The organism is Gemmatimonadales bacterium (assembly GCA_041390145.1).
GTDB lineage: Bacteria > Gemmatimonadota > Gemmatimonadetes > Gemmatimonadales > GWC2-71-9 > SPDF01.
On sequence record JAWKQM010000008.1, the window covers coordinates 100,056 to 121,521 of the forward strand.

General features: G+C 69.6%; 16 protein-coding genes. 11 read left to right on the forward strand and 5 right to left on the reverse strand.

From position 1 onward, the window contains the following. Nucleotides 1-2: 2 nt before the first annotated feature. The 5 genes from R2910_08790 to R2910_08810 are packed head-to-tail and all read right to left on the reverse strand — an operon-like array spanning nt 3 to nt 5,864. On the reverse strand, nt 3-548 hold the full coding sequence (locus R2910_08790) for a cob(I)yrinic acid a,c-diamide adenosyltransferase (GenBank protein MEZ4413064.1): 546 nt from the start codon (nt 546-548) through the stop codon (nt 3-5). Beyond that, nucleotides 545-1,933 (reverse strand): FAD/NAD(P)-binding protein, encoded by a 1,389-nt coding sequence (locus R2910_08795; protein ID MEZ4413065.1) that lies wholly within the window; start codon nt 1,931-1,933, stop codon nt 545-547. The genes R2910_08790 and R2910_08795 overlap by 4 nt, the downstream gene beginning before the upstream one ends. A 1-nt stretch (nt 1,934) precedes the next feature. Continuing rightward, complete coding sequence (gene dacB, locus R2910_08800) at nt 1,935-3,422, reverse strand: D-alanyl-D-alanine carboxypeptidase/D-alanyl-D-alanine-endopeptidase (GenBank protein ID MEZ4413066.1); 1,488 nt, start codon at nt 3,420-3,422, stop codon at nt 1,935-1,937. Continuing rightward, nucleotides 3,415-4,335: an ABC transporter permease gene (locus tag R2910_08805; GenBank protein MEZ4413067.1), complete on the reverse strand. Its 921-nt coding sequence runs from the start codon at nt 4,333-4,335 to the stop codon at nt 3,415-3,417. The genes dacB and R2910_08805 overlap by 8 nt, the downstream gene beginning before the upstream one ends. Next, nucleotides 4,332-5,864, reverse strand: coding sequence for an ABC transporter substrate-binding protein (locus R2910_08810; protein MEZ4413068.1), 1,533 nt, complete (start codon nt 5,862-5,864; stop codon nt 4,332-4,334). Before R2910_08810 ends, R2910_08805 begins: the two co-directional genes overlap by 4 nt. A gap of 155 nt (nt 5,865-6,019) precedes the next feature. On the opposite strand from R2910_08810, the gene R2910_08815 reads away from it, so the two are divergent. From R2910_08815 to acpS, 11 genes are read left to right on the forward strand one after another with little or no spacing between them, the layout of a single operon-like run. After that, a complete protein-coding gene (locus R2910_08815) occupies nt 6,020-8,134 on the forward strand; it encodes a BamA/TamA family outer membrane protein (protein MEZ4413069.1) in 2,115 nt (704 codons plus the stop codon). Beyond that, entirely contained in the window at nt 8,134-12,549 is a 4,416-nt protein-coding gene (locus R2910_08820) for a translocation/assembly module TamB domain-containing protein (protein ID MEZ4413070.1), read from the forward strand. Before R2910_08815 ends, R2910_08820 begins: the two co-directional genes overlap by 1 nt. Before the next feature lies 1 nt (nt 12,550). After that, nucleotides 12,551-13,450 (forward strand): diacylglycerol kinase family lipid kinase, encoded by a 900-nt coding sequence (locus R2910_08825; protein ID MEZ4413071.1) that lies wholly within the window; start codon nt 12,551-12,553, stop codon nt 13,448-13,450. Beyond that, nucleotides 13,447-16,713: a PAS domain S-box protein gene (locus R2910_08830; protein MEZ4413072.1), complete on the forward strand. Its 3,267-nt coding sequence runs from the start codon at nt 13,447-13,449 to the stop codon at nt 16,711-16,713. Before R2910_08825 ends, R2910_08830 begins: the two co-directional genes overlap by 4 nt. Nucleotides 16,714-16,717: 4 nt before the next feature. After that, nucleotides 16,718-18,064: a sigma-54 dependent transcriptional regulator gene (locus R2910_08835; protein MEZ4413073.1), complete on the forward strand. Its 1,347-nt coding sequence runs from the start codon at nt 16,718-16,720 to the stop codon at nt 18,062-18,064. A gap of 11 nt (nt 18,065-18,075) precedes the next feature. Then, nucleotides 18,076-18,255 (forward strand): hypothetical protein, encoded by a 180-nt coding sequence (locus tag R2910_08840; protein MEZ4413074.1) that lies wholly within the window; start codon nt 18,076-18,078, stop codon nt 18,253-18,255. Next, on the forward strand, nt 18,252-19,046 hold the full coding sequence (locus R2910_08845) for a C40 family peptidase (GenBank protein ID MEZ4413075.1): 795 nt from the start codon (nt 18,252-18,254) through the stop codon (nt 19,044-19,046). The genes R2910_08840 and R2910_08845 overlap by 4 nt, the downstream gene beginning before the upstream one ends. Beyond that, nucleotides 19,043-19,741 carry an HAD hydrolase-like protein gene (locus R2910_08850; protein ID MEZ4413076.1) on the forward strand — a complete coding sequence of 233 codons (699 nt, stop codon included), beginning with the start codon at nt 19,043-19,045 and terminating at the stop codon, nt 19,739-19,741. The genes R2910_08845 and R2910_08850 overlap by 4 nt, the downstream gene beginning before the upstream one ends. Further along, entirely contained in the window at nt 19,738-20,355 is a 618-nt protein-coding gene (locus tag R2910_08855) for a CYTH domain-containing protein (GenBank protein MEZ4413077.1), read from the forward strand. The genes R2910_08850 and R2910_08855 overlap by 4 nt, the downstream gene beginning before the upstream one ends. After that, nucleotides 20,352-21,044 carry a hypothetical protein gene (locus R2910_08860; GenBank protein MEZ4413078.1) on the forward strand — a complete coding sequence of 231 codons (693 nt, stop codon included), beginning with the start codon at nt 20,352-20,354 and terminating at the stop codon, nt 21,042-21,044. Before R2910_08855 ends, R2910_08860 begins: the two co-directional genes overlap by 4 nt. Continuing rightward, nucleotides 21,041-21,424: a holo-ACP synthase gene (gene acpS / locus R2910_08865; protein ID MEZ4413079.1), complete on the forward strand. Its 384-nt coding sequence runs from the start codon at nt 21,041-21,043 to the stop codon at nt 21,422-21,424. The genes R2910_08860 and acpS overlap by 4 nt, the downstream gene beginning before the upstream one ends. Nucleotides 21,425-21,466: the final 42 nt, after the last annotated feature.

Here is a 21,466-nt window from a genome sequence, read left to right on the forward strand (position 1 = left end):
GGCTACCAGGTCTTGTCGGCCACGCCGGCCCGATGGTTGGCCAGGCGCGCCAGGGTGAACAGGAGGTCGGAGAGACGATTGAGGTAGGTGATCAGGAGCGGGGGAACGGCAGCGCTGTGCGACAGGTGGACGACGCTGCGTTCCGCCCGCCGGCATACGGTCCGGGCATGGTGGAGGGCGGCGGCCTGCGCCGTCCCTGCCGGGAGGACGAAGGCGCGCAGCGGTGGCAACTCGGTATCCGCCGCGTCCATCGCGGCTTCGAATTCGCCGATTCGCGTTGCCGGGAGCTCCGCCTTGGCCAGCGCGGCCTCGACCTTGGCGGGATCCGGGGTGGCCAGGTACCCGCCGATGCTGAAGAGGTCGCTCTGCACGGTTTCGAGGAGCGGGTCGAAGCTGGCGTCGGGGGCGGCGGCCCGCGCCACGCCGAGAACGGCGTTCAACTCGTCCACGTCACCGTAGGCCGCGACGCGCTCGTGGTCTTTCGGCACCCGCCCGCCGCCGAAGAGGCCGGTTTCGCCGTGGTCACCTGTCCGTGTGTAGATCTTCATGTTCCCTGTCTCGCGCGACGGATGACGGCGAGCATCTCGCCGGTATCGGTGACTTTTTCCCGCGGAGCTCCGCGCACGGCGCCGGCCGCGCACTCGTGCGCATCGAGTGCCTGCCAGTCGCCCCACCGAACCACCTGTACCCCGCGGGCCTCGAGGAGTGCCAGGATGGCGCTACCGTCGGCCACGGCCGGTTCTGGGAGCGCGCCGGCGTCGGCATCCTCGAGCAGGCTGCCGACCGTCTCAACCGCGTCGGGTTTGTTGGTGCCGATGATGCCGCTTGGTCCCCGCTTGATCCACCCCGCCACGTAGAAACCTGGCACCCGGGCGCCGTCGGCGGCGGCGAGCACGCGTCCATGCTGGTTGGGAATCACGGCGCGGCGTTCGTCGAACGGGACCCCGGGCACCGGGAGCGCGCGGTAGCCGACCGAGCGGAAGACCAGGCCCGCCGTCAGGGAGGTTTCCTCTCCGGTGGCAACGGCCTGCACGCCGCGTGGCCCCGGCTCAAGGCGATTGGCGCCGACGATCACCCGCTCGACACGCCCGTCTCCCTCGATGCGGAGCGGCGAGGTCGAGAACCGGAGCTCGATGCGGCGGGGCCGGCCTTCGACGCCGCGCTCGAGGAAGCCACGGAGGGTCTTGAGGTTCTTCTCCGCCTCCCGGTTGGGCGTCGCCGCGAGGGAGGCGACCGTCGCCGGGTCCAGCTCGAGATCCTCGGGCCGGACCACCACATCGGTCAGCGGCAACTCACCGAGCTCCTTGAGTTCCGGATTGGTGAACGCCGCCTGCGCGGGTCCCCGGCGGCCGAGGAGGTAGATCGTCCGCACCTTGCTGGCGCGCAGTGCCGCCAGGGCGGAGGCCGTGATGTCGGTCTTGGCGAGGTCGTCGGGATCGCTCGCGAGAATCCGGGTCACGTCCATCGCCACATTCCCGACGCCAACCACCACCGCGGCTTCCTGCGTCAGGTCGAAGCGGCGGTCCTGGAAATCAGGATGCCCGTTGTACCAGCCGACGAACTCGGTGGCGGTGTGGCTGCCGGGCAGTTCCTCGCCCGGGATGCCGAGGGTGCGGTCCGACTCCGCGCCCACGGACCACACGACGGCGTGGTAGTGCCGCTGGAGTTCGCCGGCCGACAGGTCCCGACCGGCGGTCACGTTGCCGAAGAAACGGAACGCCGGGTGGGCCGCCACCTTGTCGTACACCCGGGTGACGGACTTGATCTTCGGGTGGTCCGGCGCCACGCCCCCCCGCACCAGCCCGAACGGCGTCGGGAGCCGGTCAAACAGGTCCACCTCGATCCGGCGGTCCTGCTTGAGGAGGTGATCCGCGGCGTAGAACCCCGAAGGTCCGGCGCCGATGATGGCGATGCGCAATGGACCGGCAGTCACGCTACTTCTTCCCCATCTGCACCACGAGGCTGTCGATCTGCGGGATCATCACTCGACTGCCCAACGTGTGGTTGTTCGTTTCCACCGAGAATATCAGGGTGCGCCCCGGCTGCTCGATGTATCCCGACAGCGTGTTCACCCGGCTGATGCTGCCGGTCTTCGCGTGCACCTGGCCTTCGAGCGGGGTGCCGATGAACCGTGACTTGAGCGAGCCGCGCTGACCGGACTGGGGGAGCCCCGCCGCAAACGACGCGAATCGCGGATGCGCGCGCATCCAGGCGAGCAGCGTCGCGAAGGCGCGCGGCGACACCAGGTTCGAGCTGGAGAGGCCGGAGCCGTCCCTGAGCGAAAACTGCAGCGAATCCACGTGCATCGAGTCGATCAGGAACCGCCGTTCGACCTCCAGTCCCCCCTTCCACGACCCGCCGTCTCCGAACTGACGTCCGAGCTGCTTGAGCAGCATCTCGGCGTACCAGTTCTGGCTGGTGTTCAGGATCGGAAAGATCCAGTCCTTGAGCGGCCGCGACGCGGCCTCGGCGAGCGCGGCGCCCTGTCGTGCGGGCCGGAACTCGGTGGAATCCCGCGTGGAGCGCGTGGTCCCCAGGACGGCGATGCCGCTGTCCGCCAGTACCGCGCGGAACGCCCACGCCGTGTACAGGTCGGGGTCGGGGAGGGCGAAGTATTCCTTGCCGCCGCGGGAGCTGAGCGCGACGTCGCCCTCGGCCCAGACGTGCATGGTGCCGGGTTCACGGAAGAAGTCGATGGTGGTCGGCTGGCCCGCCGGCACCGTGCGTGTCCGGTTCTCGAACGCGACGGTGCCGAAGTCCGGCGTGAAGGAGATGGTGGCCGGCCCACCGACGGACGGGCCCGGGGCGTAGGTGAAGTCAATGCTGTTGTCGTTGAACCCCAGGCCGGACACGGGGGCGGCGTACCACCAGTTGAGGTCGTAGATCTCCCAGTCGCCGTTGACCATCTCGTCGTCGAACCAGCTCCCGTCGCCGACGAGGTCGCCCTGCACCGTGGTGATGCCCCGGGCCCGCAGCTGGCCCGCCAGGTCGCGGAGGCGGAGAAACGAGTCGGTGTCGCAGGCGCCCGGCGCGGTGGTGTCCACGGCGTAACAGCGGGAGCTCATCGTCGGGTCGCCGCGCCCGTAGAGGATCAGGTCGCCCTCGACGACGCCGTCGCGGATCGAGCCGTCGGCATAGACACTCGTGTTGACCGTCCAGTCGGGAGGAAGGAGCGCTGCCGCCACCGAACTCACCACGAGCTTGGTATTGCTGGCCGGGATGAACATCCGGTCCGCGTTCTGGCCGTACATCACCTTGCCGTTGGCACCCACCAGGATCACGCCCCAGAGATTGTGGTCAAGCGGAGGCGCTGCGAGGCGGGTGTTAATACGCTTCGAGAGCGACTGTGCCCCGGCGGGGCCCGCCGCGATGAGGGCGGCCAACGCCACGAGCACGCAAACACGCCGAAAGACTTCAGTCATAGGAGATCCTGGGGTCGGCTTTGGCATAGACGAGGTCGGTGATGAGGTTGACGAGGACGAACACGACACTGAGAAACAGGATGCTGCCCTGCACCGCGGGGAGATCCCGCTTGCTGATGGCGGTGAGGACATACCGTCCCACCCCCGGCCACGAGAAAATGGTCTCCGTCAAGATAGAGCCAGTCAGGTAGCTGCCGAAATCGAGGCCGATGACGGTGATGACCGGGAGCAGCGCGTTCCGGAGCCCGTGGCGGAGTACGACGCGCGACTCTCCCAGGCCGATGGCCCGCGCCGAACGGATGTAGTCCGCCTGCAGCACCTCCTGCATGGCGGCGCGCGTCATGCGCGCGATGACCGCCACCGACCGCATGCCCAGCGTGAGGGCGGGGAGGACCAGGAACGCGAGGCCGCCGGACCCCGAGGGCGGGAGCCAGTGGAGTTGCACCGCAAAGATCAGGATCAGGAGCAGGCCGACCCAGTACACCGGGAAGGAGACGCCGAGGTAGGCGCCGAGGGTCATGATCCGGTCGAACCAGCTGCCGGGGCGCCAGGCACCGAAGATCCCGACGATCAGGCCGGTGGTCACGGCAAAGAGCATGGCGGCGAGGGCGAGGCGCAGGGTGTACGGGAAGCGGTGCAGCAGTTCGCCGAGAATCGGCCGGCCGGTGATGTAACTCTTGCCGAGGTCGCCCTTGAGGATGCCGGCAGTGTAGAGGACGAACCGCTTCGGCAGCGGCTCGTCGAGGTGCAGCTCGGCGCGGAGGCGCACCATCGTGGCGGAATCGGCGCGTTCCCCCACCATCGCCTGCACCGGGTCGCCCGGGGCCACGTGGAGGAGGAGGAAAGCCACCACCAGCACGCCGAAGAGCGTCGGCAGCACGACGAGCAGGCGCCAGACCAGGAACCGGGTCACTGGACGCGCTCCACGTTCCGCCAGCGCTGCCCATTGAAGATCGCCGGAATTTCCCAGCCGGTCACGTCGGCGCGCTCGGCCCAGAGGTCAACCGGGAACCAGAGAAAGATCCAGGGCGCGGCCTCGAAGATCCGCTGGTCGATGGCTCGGCTGAGGCTGTCCTTCAGCTCCAGGTCGGGAGTGCTTCGCGCCAGCATGATCATCCGGTCGGTCGTCGGGTCGGCGTAGAATGCCCGGTTGCCGCCGCTGCCGGCGTTCTTCGAATAAAACGTCGGGTAGTTGAAGCTTTCCGGGTCGGGGTAGTCGGCGTACCAGTCGGTGAGGAAGAGGTCGGCCTCGCCCTTGGACGAGGCGGCGCGGGCGCTCGACGCGTCACGTTCGACGATCTCGATCGTCACTCCCGCCAGGGCCAGACTCTGCTGGATGGCCTGCGCGATGCGCGCGAGCTCGGAGCGCTGCGTGCGCCAGAGCTTCAGGGTAATGCCGTCGGGGTAGCCCGCGTCGGCGAGGAGTGCGCGCGCCGCGGCGGGGTCGTAGGCATAGGGGGGGCGGGTGCTGTCGTAGCCTTCGAGCCCCGGCGGAATCGCCCCGGCGGCCCGGACCCCGCGCCCCGCCATGATGGTCCGGAGCATGGTGCCGGCGTCCACGCCCAGGTTCAGCGCCCGCCGCACCCGGACATCCTGCAGGGGGCCGCGCTGGGTGTTGATGGCCACGTACAGCGCCCGCAGGGCCGGGCGCCGCTGCAGCTCCGCGCTGTGTTCCCGTTCCCATCGTGCCGTCTCGCTGAAGGGCACCTCCACCACCGCCAGCTGCCCGAACTCGAACTCCGCCGCCTGCGTAAGCGGCTCAGGGATGATGCGGACCCGGAGCGTGTCGGAGCGGGGCCGCCCTCCCCAATACTCCTCGTTGGCGGAGAGGAGCAGGGCGTCGTCGTGCGACCACTCGACAAAGCGCCACGGCCCGCTCCCGACGGGGCGCTCGCTGAAGTCGGGCCCGATCGATTCCGGCACGATGGCGGAGGCGGGCATGGCCAGCAGCTTCGGGAAGACGTTCAGCGGTTCCTCGAGGGTGATCACGAGGGTGGAATCGTCCGGGACCGCGATCCCCTCGATGTCGGCGGTGGCGCCGGCCGCGAAGGCCGCCGCGCCCTTGATCGGCGTGAGGGTCCAGGTGCGGGCGCCCTTGGACGCCAGGGAGAGCACGCGCCGGAACGAGGCCCGGACCGTCTGCGCGGAGATCGGCGTCCCGTCGTGAAAGACCGCGTCCGTCCGCAGGTGGAAGGTGTACACCGCGCCGCTGGAGTCCGCCTCCCAGCGGGCCGCAATACCGGGGACCAGCCGCCCGGCGGCGTTAAACTGGGTCACGTTGTCGAAGAGCATCGCGATCATTTCGCCGCTTGGCACATCGGTCGAAAAGGCGGGGTCCAGCGACCGGGGGTCGGCGGTGAAATAGTAGGTAATCGAACGGGGTCCCCCCTCACCGCCACAGGCGGTCAGGACCAGCACGGCGGCGAGCAGCAAGCGCGTCATTGGCAGGTGGCCAGGCCGGGTTGGAGACGGGTGGTCCGCGCACCGGAAGGAGGGGGGAGCGGGGGGCTCCTCCGCTGTGGCGTAAGGTGAAGAAACTAGGCATCTTACAGCATGCCGTCAATCATGAGCGCCCCCGTCTCAGAGGGGGACGCCGCGTGAGCGTGCCGCGAGGCGCGCTCCTCGTGGTGGTTGCCACCCTTTTCGCCGTCGCGCCACTCCGCGCGCAAGACGAGCCGTTGATCGTGCGCGAGCTGTCCTTCAAGGGCAATCACGCGCTGGACGCCTTGCAACTTTCGGCCGCCATCTCGACGACGAACTCTTCCTGGTTTGCGCGTTCGGGACTCGTGCGCTGGATCGGCCTCGGGGAAAAGCGGACCTTCGACCAGGTCGAGTTCGACCGCGACGTCCTTCGGATCACGCTGCTGTACCGGAAGAGCGGGTACATGAACGCCGTGGTGGACACCGCGGTGCGCCGGACCGACAAGGACATCTACATCACCTTCCTCATCGACGAGGGGCCGCCGGTCATTCTCGATTCGCTCGGGGTCCTCGGTCTGGACTCCGTCGCCAAGCCGGCGCTCATCGTTCGTGATCTCCCGCTGCGCGCGGGCGATCCCTTCAGTCGCATCCTCCTCGATGCGACGTCCGACACCCTCGTGCGCCGGCTGCGGGACCGGGGCTACCCCGATGCGATCGCCTTCCAGAGCTTCGAGCGCGACAAGACCGACCTGAGCGCCAACGCGGCGATCGACCTCCAGACCGGGCCGCTCTCCGACGTCAGCAGCATCGCCATCACAGGCACGAAGCGGGTGTCGCCGGACGTCGTGCGCTCGCTCCTCGCCACCCGTCCCGACCAGCAGTTTTCGCAGGAGGATCTGTATCGGAGCCAGCGCAACCTCTACCGCTCCGAGCTCTTCAGCTTCGCCGCCGTGGGGATCGACAGTGCGGCCTACGACCCGGCCTCGGATTCGGTCCCGCTCACCGTACGGGTGGCGGAGAGCAAGCCGCGGCGGGCGCGGGGGAGTGTCGGCTACGCCACGGATGACTGCTTCCGTGTCGGCGCCGGCATTACCTTCCGGAATTTCCTGGGCGGCGGCCGGGTGCTGGACCTCAGCGGACGGCTCTCAAAAATCGGCGTCGGCTCACCGACGGACTGGGGCATGCAGGACGGGTTCCTGTGCTCCCAGCTGAAGCCCGACACCCTCGGCTCCAGCCAGGTGAACTACAGCCTGGCCGCCTCCCTCCGACGGCCGGCGTTCCTGTCGCCGCACAACACGCTCTCGACCACGGTCTTTGCCGACCGGCGCTCCGACTACCTGGTGTACCTGCGACAGGAGGTGGGTGCGGGGGTGAGCCTCAACCGCGAGACCCTCCGCGAGGCGAAGCTTTCGCTGACCTATTCCTTCACCTACGGCAATACCCAGGCGAGCCCCGCGAGCTTCTGCGTGTCGCTCCTGGTCTGCAGCGCCGAGGACATCGCGCAACTGAGCTCGAACCAGGGGCTCGGCGCGCTGAGCGCGTCGGCCACCTTCCCGTCGGTCAACAATCCCATCAACCCGACTCGCGGCCATCGCACCACCGTCCAGGCGACGGTGAGCGCCCAGCTCCTCGGATCCAGTGAATCGCAGCAGTTTGTCCAGCTGGTGGCCAATCGCGCCTGGTACCGGACGCTGTCGCGGCAGGCGGTGCTGAGTTTCCGGCTGCGCGCCGGCGCCATGTGGGCGCCCCTCACCTCGTTGAGCGGGGTGGAGCAGTCCAACTACATCCCGCCGGCCAACCGGTTCTATGCCGGCGGACCCAACGACGTCCGCGGGTACCAGCTCAACGGACTCGGACCGATCAACTACCTGATCGTCAACGACTCTGCGACGATCGACACCACCAACCCCGGCAATACGCCGATCCCTGACGGCCAGGTCAGCTACTCGCCGATCGGCGGCAACATGCTTGGGGTCGGGAACGTCGAACTGCGGCTCCCCTCCCCGATCTTGGGCCGGGTGTTCCGGTGGGTGATGTTCGTCGACGCCGGGGTGCTCTGGGATCGGTACCAGAACACCCCGGAGGTTCGCGTCACGCCCGGCGTTGGGATCCGGCTCGTCACTCCCCTCGGGCCGGTCCGGCTCGACGTCGGGTACAATGGATACTCCCAGCAGCCGGGCGCGCTCTACCTGAGCCAGAACGATGCGGTGGTCCGGATCCGCGACAGCTACACGCCCTCGGGAAATCCGGATCGGTTCGTGTTCCACTTTGCCGTCGGGCAGCCGTTCTGATGCGTCGCCGGCTCGCCCACATCGTGTTCGTGACCGGGGTCGGGACGGTCGCGCTCGTGGTAGGCCTGCTCGCCGCACTGACGGTGGCACCCCCGGGCCGCCGGCTGCTCGCGCGGACGGTCACTGACCTGTCGGACCGGATCTTTCGCGGCCACCTCACTATCGGCGAGGTGTCGGGCAACTTCCTGACCCGGCTCTCGCTGCGCGGGGTGGTCCTCACGGACAGCAGCGGCGCGGTGGTCGCGCAATTCCCTCGGCTGGATATCAGCTACCAGCTCCCGAACCTCCTGGCCGGGCGGTTCGACTTCTCCTCGCTGCGCGCCGAATCGCCCGTCATCGACCTGGTCCGCCGTCGCAATGGCCGGATGAACTACGAGGAAGTGCTGCACCTCGGCGAGGGAGCCGGCACCGGCCAACCCCCGCTGATCGAGTTTCACAACCTCGAGATCCATGGCGGCACCCTCACCCTGCGACTGCCCTGGAATCCCCCGGGTCGAATCCGCGCCAGCGCGCGAGACTCGGTCCTCGCGGCGGAGCGCGCGTTCCCTGGGCGAGTCATCGTGGAGGGAGACGAAGGGCTCGAACAGGTCCGACGGCTCGACAGCCTCGACCTCAGGCTCGCGCGCCTCACCGTCAGCACCCCGAATCGTGATCCCCTCTCGATGGTCATCGACACCCTCGGCGCGCGGGTCAGCGATCCCCGGGTCCGGGTCCAGCAGGTGCGCGGCCAAGCCCGGGTGCACCGGGACAGCCTCATCTTCGAAATCACGCGGGGTGCCCTGCCAGGCTCCCGTTTTCAGGGCGCCGGCGTGGTGACCTTTCCCGAGGGACCGCTGCTGCTCGATTTTGGCATGCGATTCAGTGCGCTCGACCTCGTGGACCTGCGCTGGATTTCCCCCGACTTCCCCGCGCTGCATGGCCGGGCCGACGTGGTTGGCAAGTCGCAGGACGCGGATCGGGCCAGCTTCGACCTGACGAACCTCCACCTCGAGAACGACACCACCCGCATTGACGGACAGCTGGTTGTGCTCACGGACGTGCGGCGGGGCCTCGGCGTCCGGGGGATGGACCTCACGATCGAGCGCCTCGACCTAGAGGCCGCGCGGCCCTACCTCGACACCCTGCCGCTCCGCGGCAGCATCTCGGGGCGGGTGGCCGGCACCGGTTTGCTGTCCAACCTCCAGCTGTCGCTCGACGTGCAGGTCACGGACATCGGCGTGCCCGGCGGCGCAACGAGCAGCTTCGAGGGAGAGGGCCGCATCCTCACCGGGAACGCCGACGGGCTGACCTTCCGGAACTTTGCCCTCGCGTCCTCCGACGTCGACCTGCGGACGGTGCAGCTCATGACGCCCACCGTCACGCTGGAGGGGCGCGCCCAGCTCGCCGGTACCCTCGACGGCCCGTGGAGGAACGTGCTCTTCACCGGCGGGATGCGGCACCGGGACGGGGAACGCCCCGTGAGCGTCGTCGACGGGTGGGTCCGCCTCGATACGCGCACACTGGTCACCGCGTTCGACGGCGATCTGCGGCTCGACACCCTGTCGTTCGAAGGGATTCGTGCCGGCTATCCGACGTTGCCCAGCCTGGGCTCGATCACCGGGCAGGTGCGCCTGGCAGGGACCATGGAGCGGATGGACCTCGATGCCAGCGTCCGCGGCGAGATCGGCGACTTCCGGGTGGTGGGGCCGGCGACCGTGACGCCTCCCCGCTGGGGTGGCGACTCGCTCCAGATCGACTTCCGCCACCTCGACCTGCACGCGCTCCGGGGCACCGGTCCGACTTCCGACCTCACCGGTGGCGTGTTGATCACCGGTACGATCGACACGCTGGTGGCGCCCGAAGGCTCAATTGCCGGGGCAATCGGGCCGGGTCGGTTCGACGCGTTCCGGATCGACACTGCGATGGCGCGGATCGCGGTGCGCGACAGCGTCCTCGTCGTCGACACCCTTGGTGTCGACTGGCGCGGTGGCCAGCTGGGGGCCGGGGGCTCGCTCGGATGGACGGCGCCGCATGAAGGGCAGATGGAGCTGACGGTACAGCTCGACAGCCTGCAGGGCCTCGACTCCCTGCTCGTGGCGAAACTGGGACTGGGGCCGGATTCTGCCGGAGCCGAGCTCGCCGGTCGCGGTCGGCTGGACTTTTCCCTCTCAGGGTCGCTCGACTCGCTCACGGCGTCCGGATTTGCCGACGCCTCCGATCTCACCTTTCGCGGCGGGCGGCTCCACTCGCTTTCCGCCACGTTCGGCTGGATGGGCGGCGCGCGCACCTCGCTGAGCTTCACCATGCTGGCCGACACCATCTCGTTCGGACGGCTGGTGACGAGCAACGTGCGGATCGGAACCGTCGGCTGGACCGACTCCCTGGAATGGTCGGGGTCGTTCGAGGGGGGCGAAGGGGCGGCGGTCGGCGCGCGCGGAAGTCATGTCGCCACGGGCGACACGCGGATCACGACGATTGACTCGATGTCGATGGCGCTGACCGGCCATCGCTGGAACTTGCTCGCCCCGGTGGTGGTGCGCTCGACCGACTCTGGGCAGTCGTTGTCGCCGGTCCGGCTCGAGACGGCGGACGGTTCCGGCGCGATCAACATGTCCGGGACTATCCCCGGCGACCTGCCGGGCAACCTCCGTCTCGACGCGTACGGTCTGGATCTTCGCGATGTCTCGGGACTCTTCCGGGGCGACACCACCGGCGTGTCCGGCTCCATCGGCGCCGACCTTGAAGTGGCAGGCACGCGCCTCTCGCCAGTCATCCAGGGGACCGCGTCCCTTGGTGATGCGGTGTTCGGCGACTTCCGCTCTCCCTTCATCCAGGGAATCCTGCACTACGAGAATCGTCGTCTCGAGGGGAACCTCTCCATCTGGAAGACCGGCCAGCGGATCCTTGGCATCGAGGTGGCGCTGCCCCTCGACCTGGCGCTGGCCGCCGTCCCGCGGCGTCAGATCGACGGCCCGCTGATGATTCGTGCGCGCGCCGACAGCCTCGACCTCGGGACGCTCGAGGCGTTTACGACCCGTGTCCGCAGCATGTCGGGAGTGATGAGCGCCGACGTCCGGGTGGCGGGCACCTGGGAGGCGCCGACCCTGGACGGGTTCCTCGATATCCGGAACGGGCGCGGCTCGGTGCCCAGCCTGGGTGTGCGATACTCGAGCATCGTGGGGTACGCCCGGTTCATGGGCGACTCGCTCGCCCTTGACTCCCTCCTGCTCCGCAGCGCTCCCAACGACGGGTCGCTGCGTGCCAGCGGCAGCGTTCGCTTCCGGCCGCTGACAAACCCGGTCCTCGACATTCGTTTGCTGGCGGCCGATTTCCTGGCGACCGACATCCGCGGCTTCCTGACGCTCAATGGCTCGGGCCGGATGCGCCTGACCGGCCCGTTCAGTTCACCGACGCTGACGGGCGGTGTGACCGCCAACAGCGGCGCCCTGTACTTTGCCGACCTCGTCTCGAAGGACGTGGTCGACCTCGACGATCCCGAGTTCCGTGACCTGCTCGACGCCCGGTTCCAGCGGATGCTGCAGCGCGGATACACGACCCGCAACCGGTTCATCGATTCGCTGCGGGTGGACAACCTCACCGTCCGGGTGGGCGACGCCTTCTGGCTTCGTTCCAACGAGGCGAACATCCAGCTCGGGGGCCAGGTCCGGGTGGACAAGCTCCGCCGCGAGTACCGGGTGGACGGGCGGATGGACGCGCTCCGGGGCAACTACACGCTGGTCATCGGGCCGGTGCGGCGCGACTTCAAGGTGCAGCAGGGGCAGGTGCGCTTCCTCGGCACGCCGGACCTGAACGCCGACCTCAACATCAAGGCCGAGCACACCGTGCGGCCCCTCGACGGGAGCCAGGATGTGCCCGTCATCGCCAACATCACCGGGACGCTGCTCGAGCCCAAGCTCGAGTTGACGTCCACGATCCTGCCGCCGATTTCCGAGACGAACCTGGTTTCCTATCTGATGTTCCGCCGGCCGGCCTCGACGCTGCAGACCACCGGGGGCGCGCCCGGCGATCAGCAACAGGCGCTGAACCTGGGGCTGGCCTATCTCTCGAGCGCCGTGACGAGCGAACTCCAGCGGGCGCTCGTGACCGACCTGCGGGTGCCGGTGGACTACATTGAACTGCGGCCTGGCACGGCCGGGGGCGCCTACGGCTCCTCGACCGCCACCCAGCTGGCCGCCGGGTGGCAGATCGGTCGCAAGACGTTCCTCACGTTCAGCGCCGGCATCTGCACGACCGGCGGCGCCACCAGCTACAAGAACATCGGGGCGAGCTTCGAGTATCGCTTTGCGCGTGGCTTTCGCTTCCTCGCGAGCTTCGAGCCGTCGGCGTCCTGCACCGCCGACCAGCAGACGGCGCCGCTCTCCACCAACGACAGGTACCAGGCCGGTCTCGACGTCCTCTGGGAGCAGGAGTTCTAGCGTGCCACGTGCCCTCGTCATCACCAACCCCGCCGCCGCGCGGACCAAGCCGAAGACCGTGCGCGACGTGCGCGACGTGTTGCGACGTGGCGGGTGGCACGCCGAGGTGGTGGCAACCGGGGGCACGGGCGACGCCCGCCGTCTGGCCGCCGAAGCGGTGGCGGCGGGCATGGACGCGGTGGCGGTGTTCGGCGGCGATGGCACGACGATGCAGGCCGCCTCGTCGCTGGTGGGGTCCGACGTTGCCCTGGCGCTCATCCCCGGTGGGACCGGCAATCTCCTCGCGGGTAACCTCCGCATCCCGTTCGTGGCGGGTCGGGCGGCCGAGGTGCTGGTCCGGGGCGTCTCGAAGCAGCTCGACCTCGGACGCCTCGACGACGCCACCGGCGTCCCGCATTACTTCGCGGTGGCGTGCGGGGCCGGATTCGATGCGCAGATCATGGCGGAGACCTCCAGCGCGCTGAAACAGCGCTGGGGCGTGGGCGCCTACATCGCAACCTCGCTGCGGCTGATCAGCCAGATGCGGAGCCATTGCTATCACATCCGGGTGGATGGGGTGGAGTACGAGGCGAATGCGGCGGTCGTGATGGTGGCCAACTGTGCCGAGGTGCTGCCGCCGATCCTCCGCTTTGGTGAGGGCGTCCGTCCCGATGACGGATTGCTGGACGTGGTCGTGCTGCGCGCGGACGGGCTGGCGGATGGGGTCCAGGCGATCTGGCACTTCCTCCGCCGCGCCGACGGACCCGAGTCCCGGGTCGGCCACGTGCGGGGGCGCGAGATACACATCGAAACCGACGCGGTGGTCCCGGTGGAACTCGACGGCGACCTCGGCGGACAGACGCCGTTCACGGCGACGGTGGTCCCCGGCGCGATTCGCGTCATGGTGCCGGCGCCCGCATGAGCCGCCCCTATCGCGGCGGATCGCTGCCGGTCGAGGTGCTGGCCGCCATCGCCGAGGCGACGGCGCGCCTGCTGCCGCCGGAGGCCCTCTATGAGGTGCTGCGGGAGCAGGTCGCCAGCCTCGTGGACTGCGATGCGTTCTACGTGGCGCTCTACGAACCTGCCGCCGAGCGCCTCCGATTCGTGGCGCACACCGATCGCGGGGAGCGCCTGCCTCCCTCGGAGGCGCCCCTCGGCCGGGGGCCGACCAGCTGGGTGGTGCGTCACCGGCGAGTGCTTGCGCTCGGGCGCCCCGAGGCCATGGAAGCCACGCGGGGCAATGCATTCGGATCCGCCGAGCCGAGTCAATCGGCCGTGCATGCCCCCATGATGCTGGGCGACCGCGTGATCGGGGTGCTGTCCACGCAATCGTACCGCGCCGATGCGTACGACGACGACGCCGTCCACGTGGTGGCCGCGGTGGCGGCACACGCGGCCATCGCCATCCAGGCGACGCGCACCGTCGACAGCACCCGGGCCGCGGAGGCCATGGCGGTGGCCACGATCGCCGGCAGCGAGGCGCTCCGCGCCCTGGCCCACGACCTCTCCACCCTCGGCACCCTCGACGCGATGGTCGAACGTGGGCTGCAGGCGGCGCTCACCATCGGGCAGGCGGCCGGGGCGATGATCGCCGGACGGCCGGGCGAGCAGTTGCCGGGGTTGGTCGTGCTCGGCGCCCTCGGGCGGGAGGCGCGCCTCTACCGGGTCGGCGACGTCCTCGGCGAGCGTGATCCGCAGGTGGCCGTCTCCCGCAGCGGCGAGCTCCGCTCGAGCGAGGACCTCGAAGGTGAGCCGGAAGCGGCGCCGGACCCGCGGCGGCCGCGCCCACACCGGCCCGGAGCGATGGTCCCGATGCGGTTCGGTTCCGTGGTCACGGGGGTCCTCACGGTGTCGGGACCCGACGGGGCATGGTCCATCCCATCGCCCGATGCGCTTCTGCTGCTTCAGGCGGTGGGCGACCAGGTTGCGGCGGCCATCAGCGGATTGCGGCTCCGGGGCGAACTCCTGACGCGCCTCGACCAGATTGACGCGCTTGGGCGGGTGGCCCATGCGCTGACCGGCGTGGAAGACGCCGACCGCACGACGCACTTCCTGGTGGAAGAGGGGATGCGAGTCTTCAACGCGGAACGCACCGCCGTCTTCCTCCTCGACAGGAAAGCGCGGACGGCGTCCTGCCTCGCTCGCATCAACCTCTCCGCGGAGTATGCCCAGGCGCTCGAGCGGCAGTTCCATGCCCTGCCGGCCGCGTCGACCCTCCTCGACGGGCGGCCCGTCTTTGTGGAGCACGCCCGGAGCGACTTCGCCTCGCCCATGGCGGCGGCGGTGCAGGCGGAGGGGTACGCGTCGGTGGCCTTCCTTCCACTGGTCTTTGCCGACGAGACGATCGGGGTACTGGCCTTCTTTCACGATCGGCCCCGGGAATACCTGTCGGAGGAACGCCGCCTGGCGGTGGCGTTTGCGGACCAGGCGGCGCTGGCCATTGGCAAGAGCCGCCTCTTCGACCTGGTCAGCCGCAGCCGGCGAGAGTGGGAGACGGCCTTTGACGCCGCCGCCACCGGGCTCGCCATCCTCGACGCACAGGGCCAGATCGCGCGGGCCAACCGGTTTGTCGCCGACCTGGCCGGTGTGGCCGTGACGGAGATTGTCGGGCGGTCGTTTCACGGGCTCTTTGTCGAGGGCGACGAAGCGCGGGAAGATCCCGTCGCGCTCTCGGCGAAGACGGGCTCGGGGGTGACCACCCTGCTGGAGTCGGCGGACGGCCGGTCGCTGGTGGTGACGGCCACGCCACTCCCCGAGGGGGGGCATGTGGTGGCGGTGGATGACGTGAGCCAGGTGCTGCGGTTGGAGCAGCGCTTCCGCCTCGTGGTCGAAGCGGCCCACGACGCCATCGTTCTTGCGGACGGGCAGGGAAACGTGCGGTTCGCCAACGCCGCCGCGGCCGACTTGTTCGGGAGTTCCGCCGAGGAGCTTAAGGGCCGCCTGCTGGCCGGGCTGATCCCGGGCGAGCCCCAGGGCGGAACGGGCTCGCGTCGGTTCGAGTCGTGCATTGTGCGGCCGGACGGCGGGGCCCGGTTGCTGTCGGTCTCGCTCGCGCCGCTGGGGACCGCGGAAGGCGAAGGGGGGTCGGTGGCGCTGATGCGCGATGTCACCCGCGAGCGGGTGGCGACCGACGAGCTCCGCCGTTCCGAAATGCGGTATCGGGCATTGTTCGCCACCGTTCCGGTCGCCATCTTCACGCTGGACGAGGCAGGGGTCCTGCGTTCGGTCAATCCCGCGGCGCGGGCACTCGGCGGGTTCGAGGACGAGGCGCCCCGCCTTGAGGACTTCGTGGTGCCGGCGGAATCCGGGTACGTTGACAGGCAACTGGCAAAGGTGCGCGGGGGCGAGCCCCGGGAATTCGTCATGCACCTCCGGCGGCCCGACGGGACGGTCCGGGAGGCGGAGGTCGTGGCGGTGCCGGCGGCCGGTGAGGAGGCCGGCGCGCCCCTGGTGCTCGCCATCGCCCGCGACGTGACCGACGAACAGCGGCTGCGGGAACAACTCGGGCATACCGAAAAGCTGGCGGCGCTGGGGCGCCTGGTGAGCGGCGTGGCGCACGAGTTGAACAACCCCCTGGCCGGGATCAGCGCGCTGGCGCAGGCGCTCATTCTCGATGAGCCGCTCGACGACGGGAGCCAGCGGGTGGTAGAGAGCATCCGGGTTGAGGCGACGCGCGCGGCCCAGATCGTGACCGACCTCCTGGCGTTCGCCCGGCAGCGGCCACTCCGCCGGGCTGAGGTGGACCTGGGCGCACTGGTCCGGGATGTGATCGATACCAATGGCGAACGGATCGGCCGGTGGGCACTCGAGTGTGCGCCGGACCTGCCCGCCGCCCACGCCGACCCCGACCAGATCCGGCAGGTGGTGCTGAACCTGCTGTCCAACGGGGCGCACGCGATGCGCGCCACGGGAGCGAGCGGGACAGTGCGCGTCTGGGCCGACGGCCCCCTCCTGCTGCTTGAGGTCCTCGATGACGGGCCGGGTATTCCGCCGGACGTGATGGCGCGTATCTTCGAACCATTCTTCACGACCAAGCCGGCCGGGGAGGGCACCGGGCTCGGGCTCTCGATTTCCCACGGGATCATCCGTGCCCACGGCGGCGACATCCGCGCCGAGAACCGTCCGGGAGGCGGGGCGCGCTTCTGGTTCGAACTCCCGCGGCATCCTGGCCGCGGTGCGAGGTGAGACGATGATCGGTTCCGTACTACTGATCGATGACGACACGGACGTGCTGCGCGCCATCGGCAACTACTTCGAGCAGCTCGGCTGGGAGGTCACCCGCGAACTCAGCGGGGAGGCCGGGCTCGCCACGTTCGATCGCCTGCACCCCGACGTCGTGATGCTCGACCTTCATCTCCCGGGGATGGACGGCCTCGAGGTGCTCGAGAAGCTCCGGGAACGCGACGCCGGCGTCATTCTCCTGACCGGCAACAGCGACGTCCCCACCGCGGTGCGGGCCATGCAGCTCGGCGCCGAGAACTTCCTGTCCAAGCCGGTGGACATGACGCACCTGTCGGCCGCGGCCGCGCGGGTGGCGGACAAGGCGCGGCTCCGCCGCGTCAACGAGGCGCTAGTCAACCATGGCGGCGCGGGGCACGGGCTCGACTCCCTCGGCGGCTCGGCCACGATGAAGGCCTTCGCCCACCAGATTTCGCTCCTCGCGCAGAGCGAGCGGACCACCGTGCTCCTCCTTGGGGAGAGCGGCAGCGGCAAGGGGTGGGTCGCACGGATGATCCACAACCTCGGCCCCCGGGCACGGATGCCGTTCGTGGAGGTCAACTGCGCCGGCCTGAGTGCCACCTTCCTCGACTCCGAACTGTTCGGGCACGAGAAGGGGGCGTTCACCGACGCGAAGGACCGCAAGCAGGGGCTCTTCGAAATCGCCGACCGCGGCACGATCTTTCTCGACGAAATCGGGGACCTGTCGCTGGAGCTCCAGCCCAAGCTGCTGAAGGTGCTGGAGACGAAGACCTTCCGCCGGCTGGGCGGCACGCGGGAAATCTCGGTGGATGTCCGGTTGATCGCCGCCACGAACAAGGATCTGTCGGCGGAAGTGGAGGCGGGCCGGTTCCGCGAGGACCTCTACTATCGCCTCAGCGTGATGCCCGTGCGGCTGCCGGCGGTCCGGGAACGCTCGCGGGACGATCGCCTGGCGCTGATCACGCGGATCTTCAACGACCTCCGCACGGAGCTCCCCGATGGTCCGCCGGAAATCGGCGCGGAGGCTCTCGAGCGGCTGCTGGGCTATGGCTGGCCCGGCAACGTGCGCGAGATGCGGAACGTGCTCGAGCGTGCCCTGATCCTCGGCCGGGGACAGGCGGGAATCGGCGTCGAGCACCTGCCAGGCGAATTCCGCGCCCGGCCGGGACCGGGCGACCGACGGCACACCCCGCTGGCCCTCGAGGAGCTGGAGCGGCAGCACATTGAGCGAACCCTCCGGCACCATGGAGGCAATCGCACGCGCTCAGCCCTGGAGCTGGGCATTTCGCGCGCAACGCTGATCAACAAGATCAAACGCTGGAACCTGGACATCTGAGCGGAGGCCGCATGGCGGAAATCCACGAACACGACGCGATGCAGTGCCGCGCCTGCGGCCGGGAGGAGCGTGCGTCCGAGGGGTATCCCTGCATCGATTGCGGCACCTTCATCTGCCTCATCTGCGCGTTCCGGGGCGTGGAACGCTGCGCCCCCTGCCAGGCGAAGCACGCCAAGGCCAGCCCGGCGTGAACTCTGTCATTGCGCACGCCGCGGTGGCTCCCGTGTTCCGGGAGGCGTCACTGCGGACCGAGCAGGTCACGCAACTGGTGATGGGTGAAACGGCCGACCTGCTCGAGACCACCGGTACCTGGTACCGGATCCGGACCGCCGTGGACCACTACGAAGGGTGGGTCCACCGGGGATACATCCGCGACGTGACCGCGGAGGAGGCGGTCCGGTGGCGGGAGGAGGCCACGGGGTGGTCAACGGGCGCGGAGATCGAGACGACGGCGGGCCGTCGGCGAGTTCCGGTGCGTGCCCGCGCAGTACTGGAGCACGGCCGGATTCGCCTGCCCGACGGCACCAGCGGCTCGCTGACGCAGGGGCACATGCTGCCCGCCGATGAACTCCGGCGCTTGGCGCGGACCGTGCCGGCCGAACAGTGGGCGCTGGAGACGTTCTCCGGCGCGCCGTACCAGTGGGGTGGACTCACCGAGTGCGGCGTCGACTGTTCGGGACTGGTGCAGACCACCTTCGCGGCGCGCGGGGTACCGCTGCCGCGCGATTCGTCGGCGCAGGCGCTGGTCGGCGCGGAGGTGGCACGCGACGCGATCGCCCCTGGAGACCTGCTCTTCTTCAGCGAGAACGGCCGGAGCGTGACCCACGTGGCCTTTGCCGCCGAGGACGACACGCTGGTCCACTCGACCGTGTCGTGCGGCGGTGTGCTCCGGGAGTCGTGGGCCCCGGGGCATCGGGCGGCGCACCTCCGGGAGTTGTTCGTGACCGCCCGTCGTGTTCCGGGAGCCGCCGCCTCCGAATGACTCGCCTTCTCGTCCTCTTCGACATCGACGGCACACTCTTGCTTACCCCCGGCGCGGGCCGGCGGGCGATCACCGCGGCCCTGGCCGACCGGATGATCGATGCCCGGGTGTGGGAGGAGATCCGGTTCGACGGCAAGACCGATCCGCAGATCGTACGCGAAATGCTCGAGGCGGCGGGCGATGCCTCGGCGGGCGATCCCCTGGCCGTGACGGAGATCCTGGAACGCTACCTGGTGCTCCTCGAGGCGGAACTGGCCCGCACGCCGGGACGGACGCGCGTCCTTCCCGGCGTGTCCATGCTGCTGGACCGGCTCGAGGCCGAGGAAGACGTCGTGCTCGGATTGCTGACCGGCAACATCGCGCCGGGCGCCGGGTTGAAGTTGCGCTCCGGTGGACTCGACCCCACTCGCTTCCGGGTCGGCGCATACGGTTCCGATTCCTCCCACCGCCCCGACCTGCCGGCCATCGCCGCCGAGCGCGCCGCACCGATCTTCGGGCGGGTGCCTGAAGGCGAGACGGTGATCATCGTCGGCGACACGCCCGCCGATGTCACCTGCGGTCGCGCGATCGGCGCCCGCGCGGTGGCGGTGGCCACCGGGAGCTATGCCGTATCCGAGCTCCGCGACGCCGGCGCGCGTGTTGCCTTCGAGGACCTGTCCGATACCGACGCCGTCCTGGAGGCCATCCTCCGATGAGTACCGTTTCCGGGGCACACCCGGAGCTGGAACTGAAGGCGGTGGTGCCGGATCCCGCGCTGCTGCGGCGTCACCTGGTGGAGTCGGGGGCCGAGTCCACGTTCCGGGGGTTGATGGAAGACCGGAACTTCGATCGGGACGGCGCCCTGCGGGAGCGTGACGAAGTCCTCCGCATCCGGACCTGGAAACCGGAGGGAGCGCCGGCCCGCACGCAGATGGCATGGAAGGGAGCGACGCGGCGATCGCCGGAAGGATACAAGCTGCGTGACGAGCTGGAGTGCGCAATCGAGGGGGACGGTGGGATTGCGGCAGGGATCCTGACCGCGCTGGGCTATCGCGTCACCAAGTCGGTGGACCGCTTCGTCGAGGTCTACCGGGTGCACGGCGCCGAGGTGCGGCTCGAGTGGTATCCGCAGATGGATGTGCTGGTGGAAGTAGAGGGGACGGCGGCGGCCATCGAAGCGGCGCTGGGGGTGACGGGCCTGCCGCGTGTGGCGTTTGAACCGGAGCCGCTGGTCGAGTTTGTCCGTCGCTATGAGGAGCGATCCGGGGAGCGGGCGGCGCTGGCCGTGGCCGACCTGAAGGGAGGGCGACCGCTGTGGGATCGTCGGTGACACGGGGACCCTCGCTGCCGGAGCTCGGGCCGGCGATGGGCCGGCTGGTGCATCCCGCTGCCGCGGGTGGCACCGAAGCGCTGCTCGCGACGGTGCGCATCGCGCTGGTGACGCGCCTGCTTGACGCCGCGGGGAGAGCTCGCGCCTCGCTGGCCTCGGGAGACCAGTCGGCGGCCCGCGAAGCGCTGGCGCCGGCGGTGTGGGCCGCATCCTGGGACCAGGCCGCGGAGGAAGCGGCCGCGGTCGTGATCGGGAAGCTGGAGGCCCGGATCACCTCGGCCGCGGTGGCGGCCCGGATGCCGGCGTGGCGACTGGAGCGGCACCGCGTCACCCCGGCGGAGCATCGCGCAATCCACGCCCGGCTGGGTGCCGGGGCGGGGGCGTTGCTCCGGGCCTCCGCGGAACTCGAGCATGTCTCGGATGCACAGTGGGGGGAGCAGGTGCTCGCCACCGCGAGGCGGGTGGAGAGCGCCTGGGCGGCGTTGATCACCGCGGCGGACCGTGAGTTGGCGGAGTGGGAACCGGATATTGAACTGGTGGCCGCCTGGCGCCGTGCCCGCTGGCCCCTCTGGACGGCGACCGGTGTGGTGCTCGCCGTGGCGCTCTGGGCCGGACTCCTCCTCGGCGGGTATCTCCCTGTTCCGGAACTGCTCCGGCCGATCGTCGAGACGCTCTGGGGACAGCTGTGAGCGTCATCGGGGTCGGGATGGATGTGGTGGAAGTCGAGCGCGCCCGGCACATTCTCTCGCGGCACGGGGAGCGGGCGCTCGGCCGCTTCCTGCTGGAGGGCGAGCGGGAATACGTCCTGCGGCAACCCGACCCGGCGCCCCACTTTGCGGTCCGCGTGGCCGCCAAGGAGGCGGCCTACAAAGCGCTGCAGTCGTTGCCGGGGATGCGGGCGGTCGGCTGGCACGACCTGGAAGTGTCACGGGAATCCGATGGACGGCCTCGACTCACGCTGCACGGCATCGCCACCGAAGTGCCTGCCGAATACTCGCTGCTCCTGTCGCTGACCCATACGCATGGGGTCGCAGGGGCGGTCGTTGTTCTCTCCCGGAACCAGCCCTAGCTAATCCGACTAACGCGGCATAGTTTCCAGCTTCGCCGACCA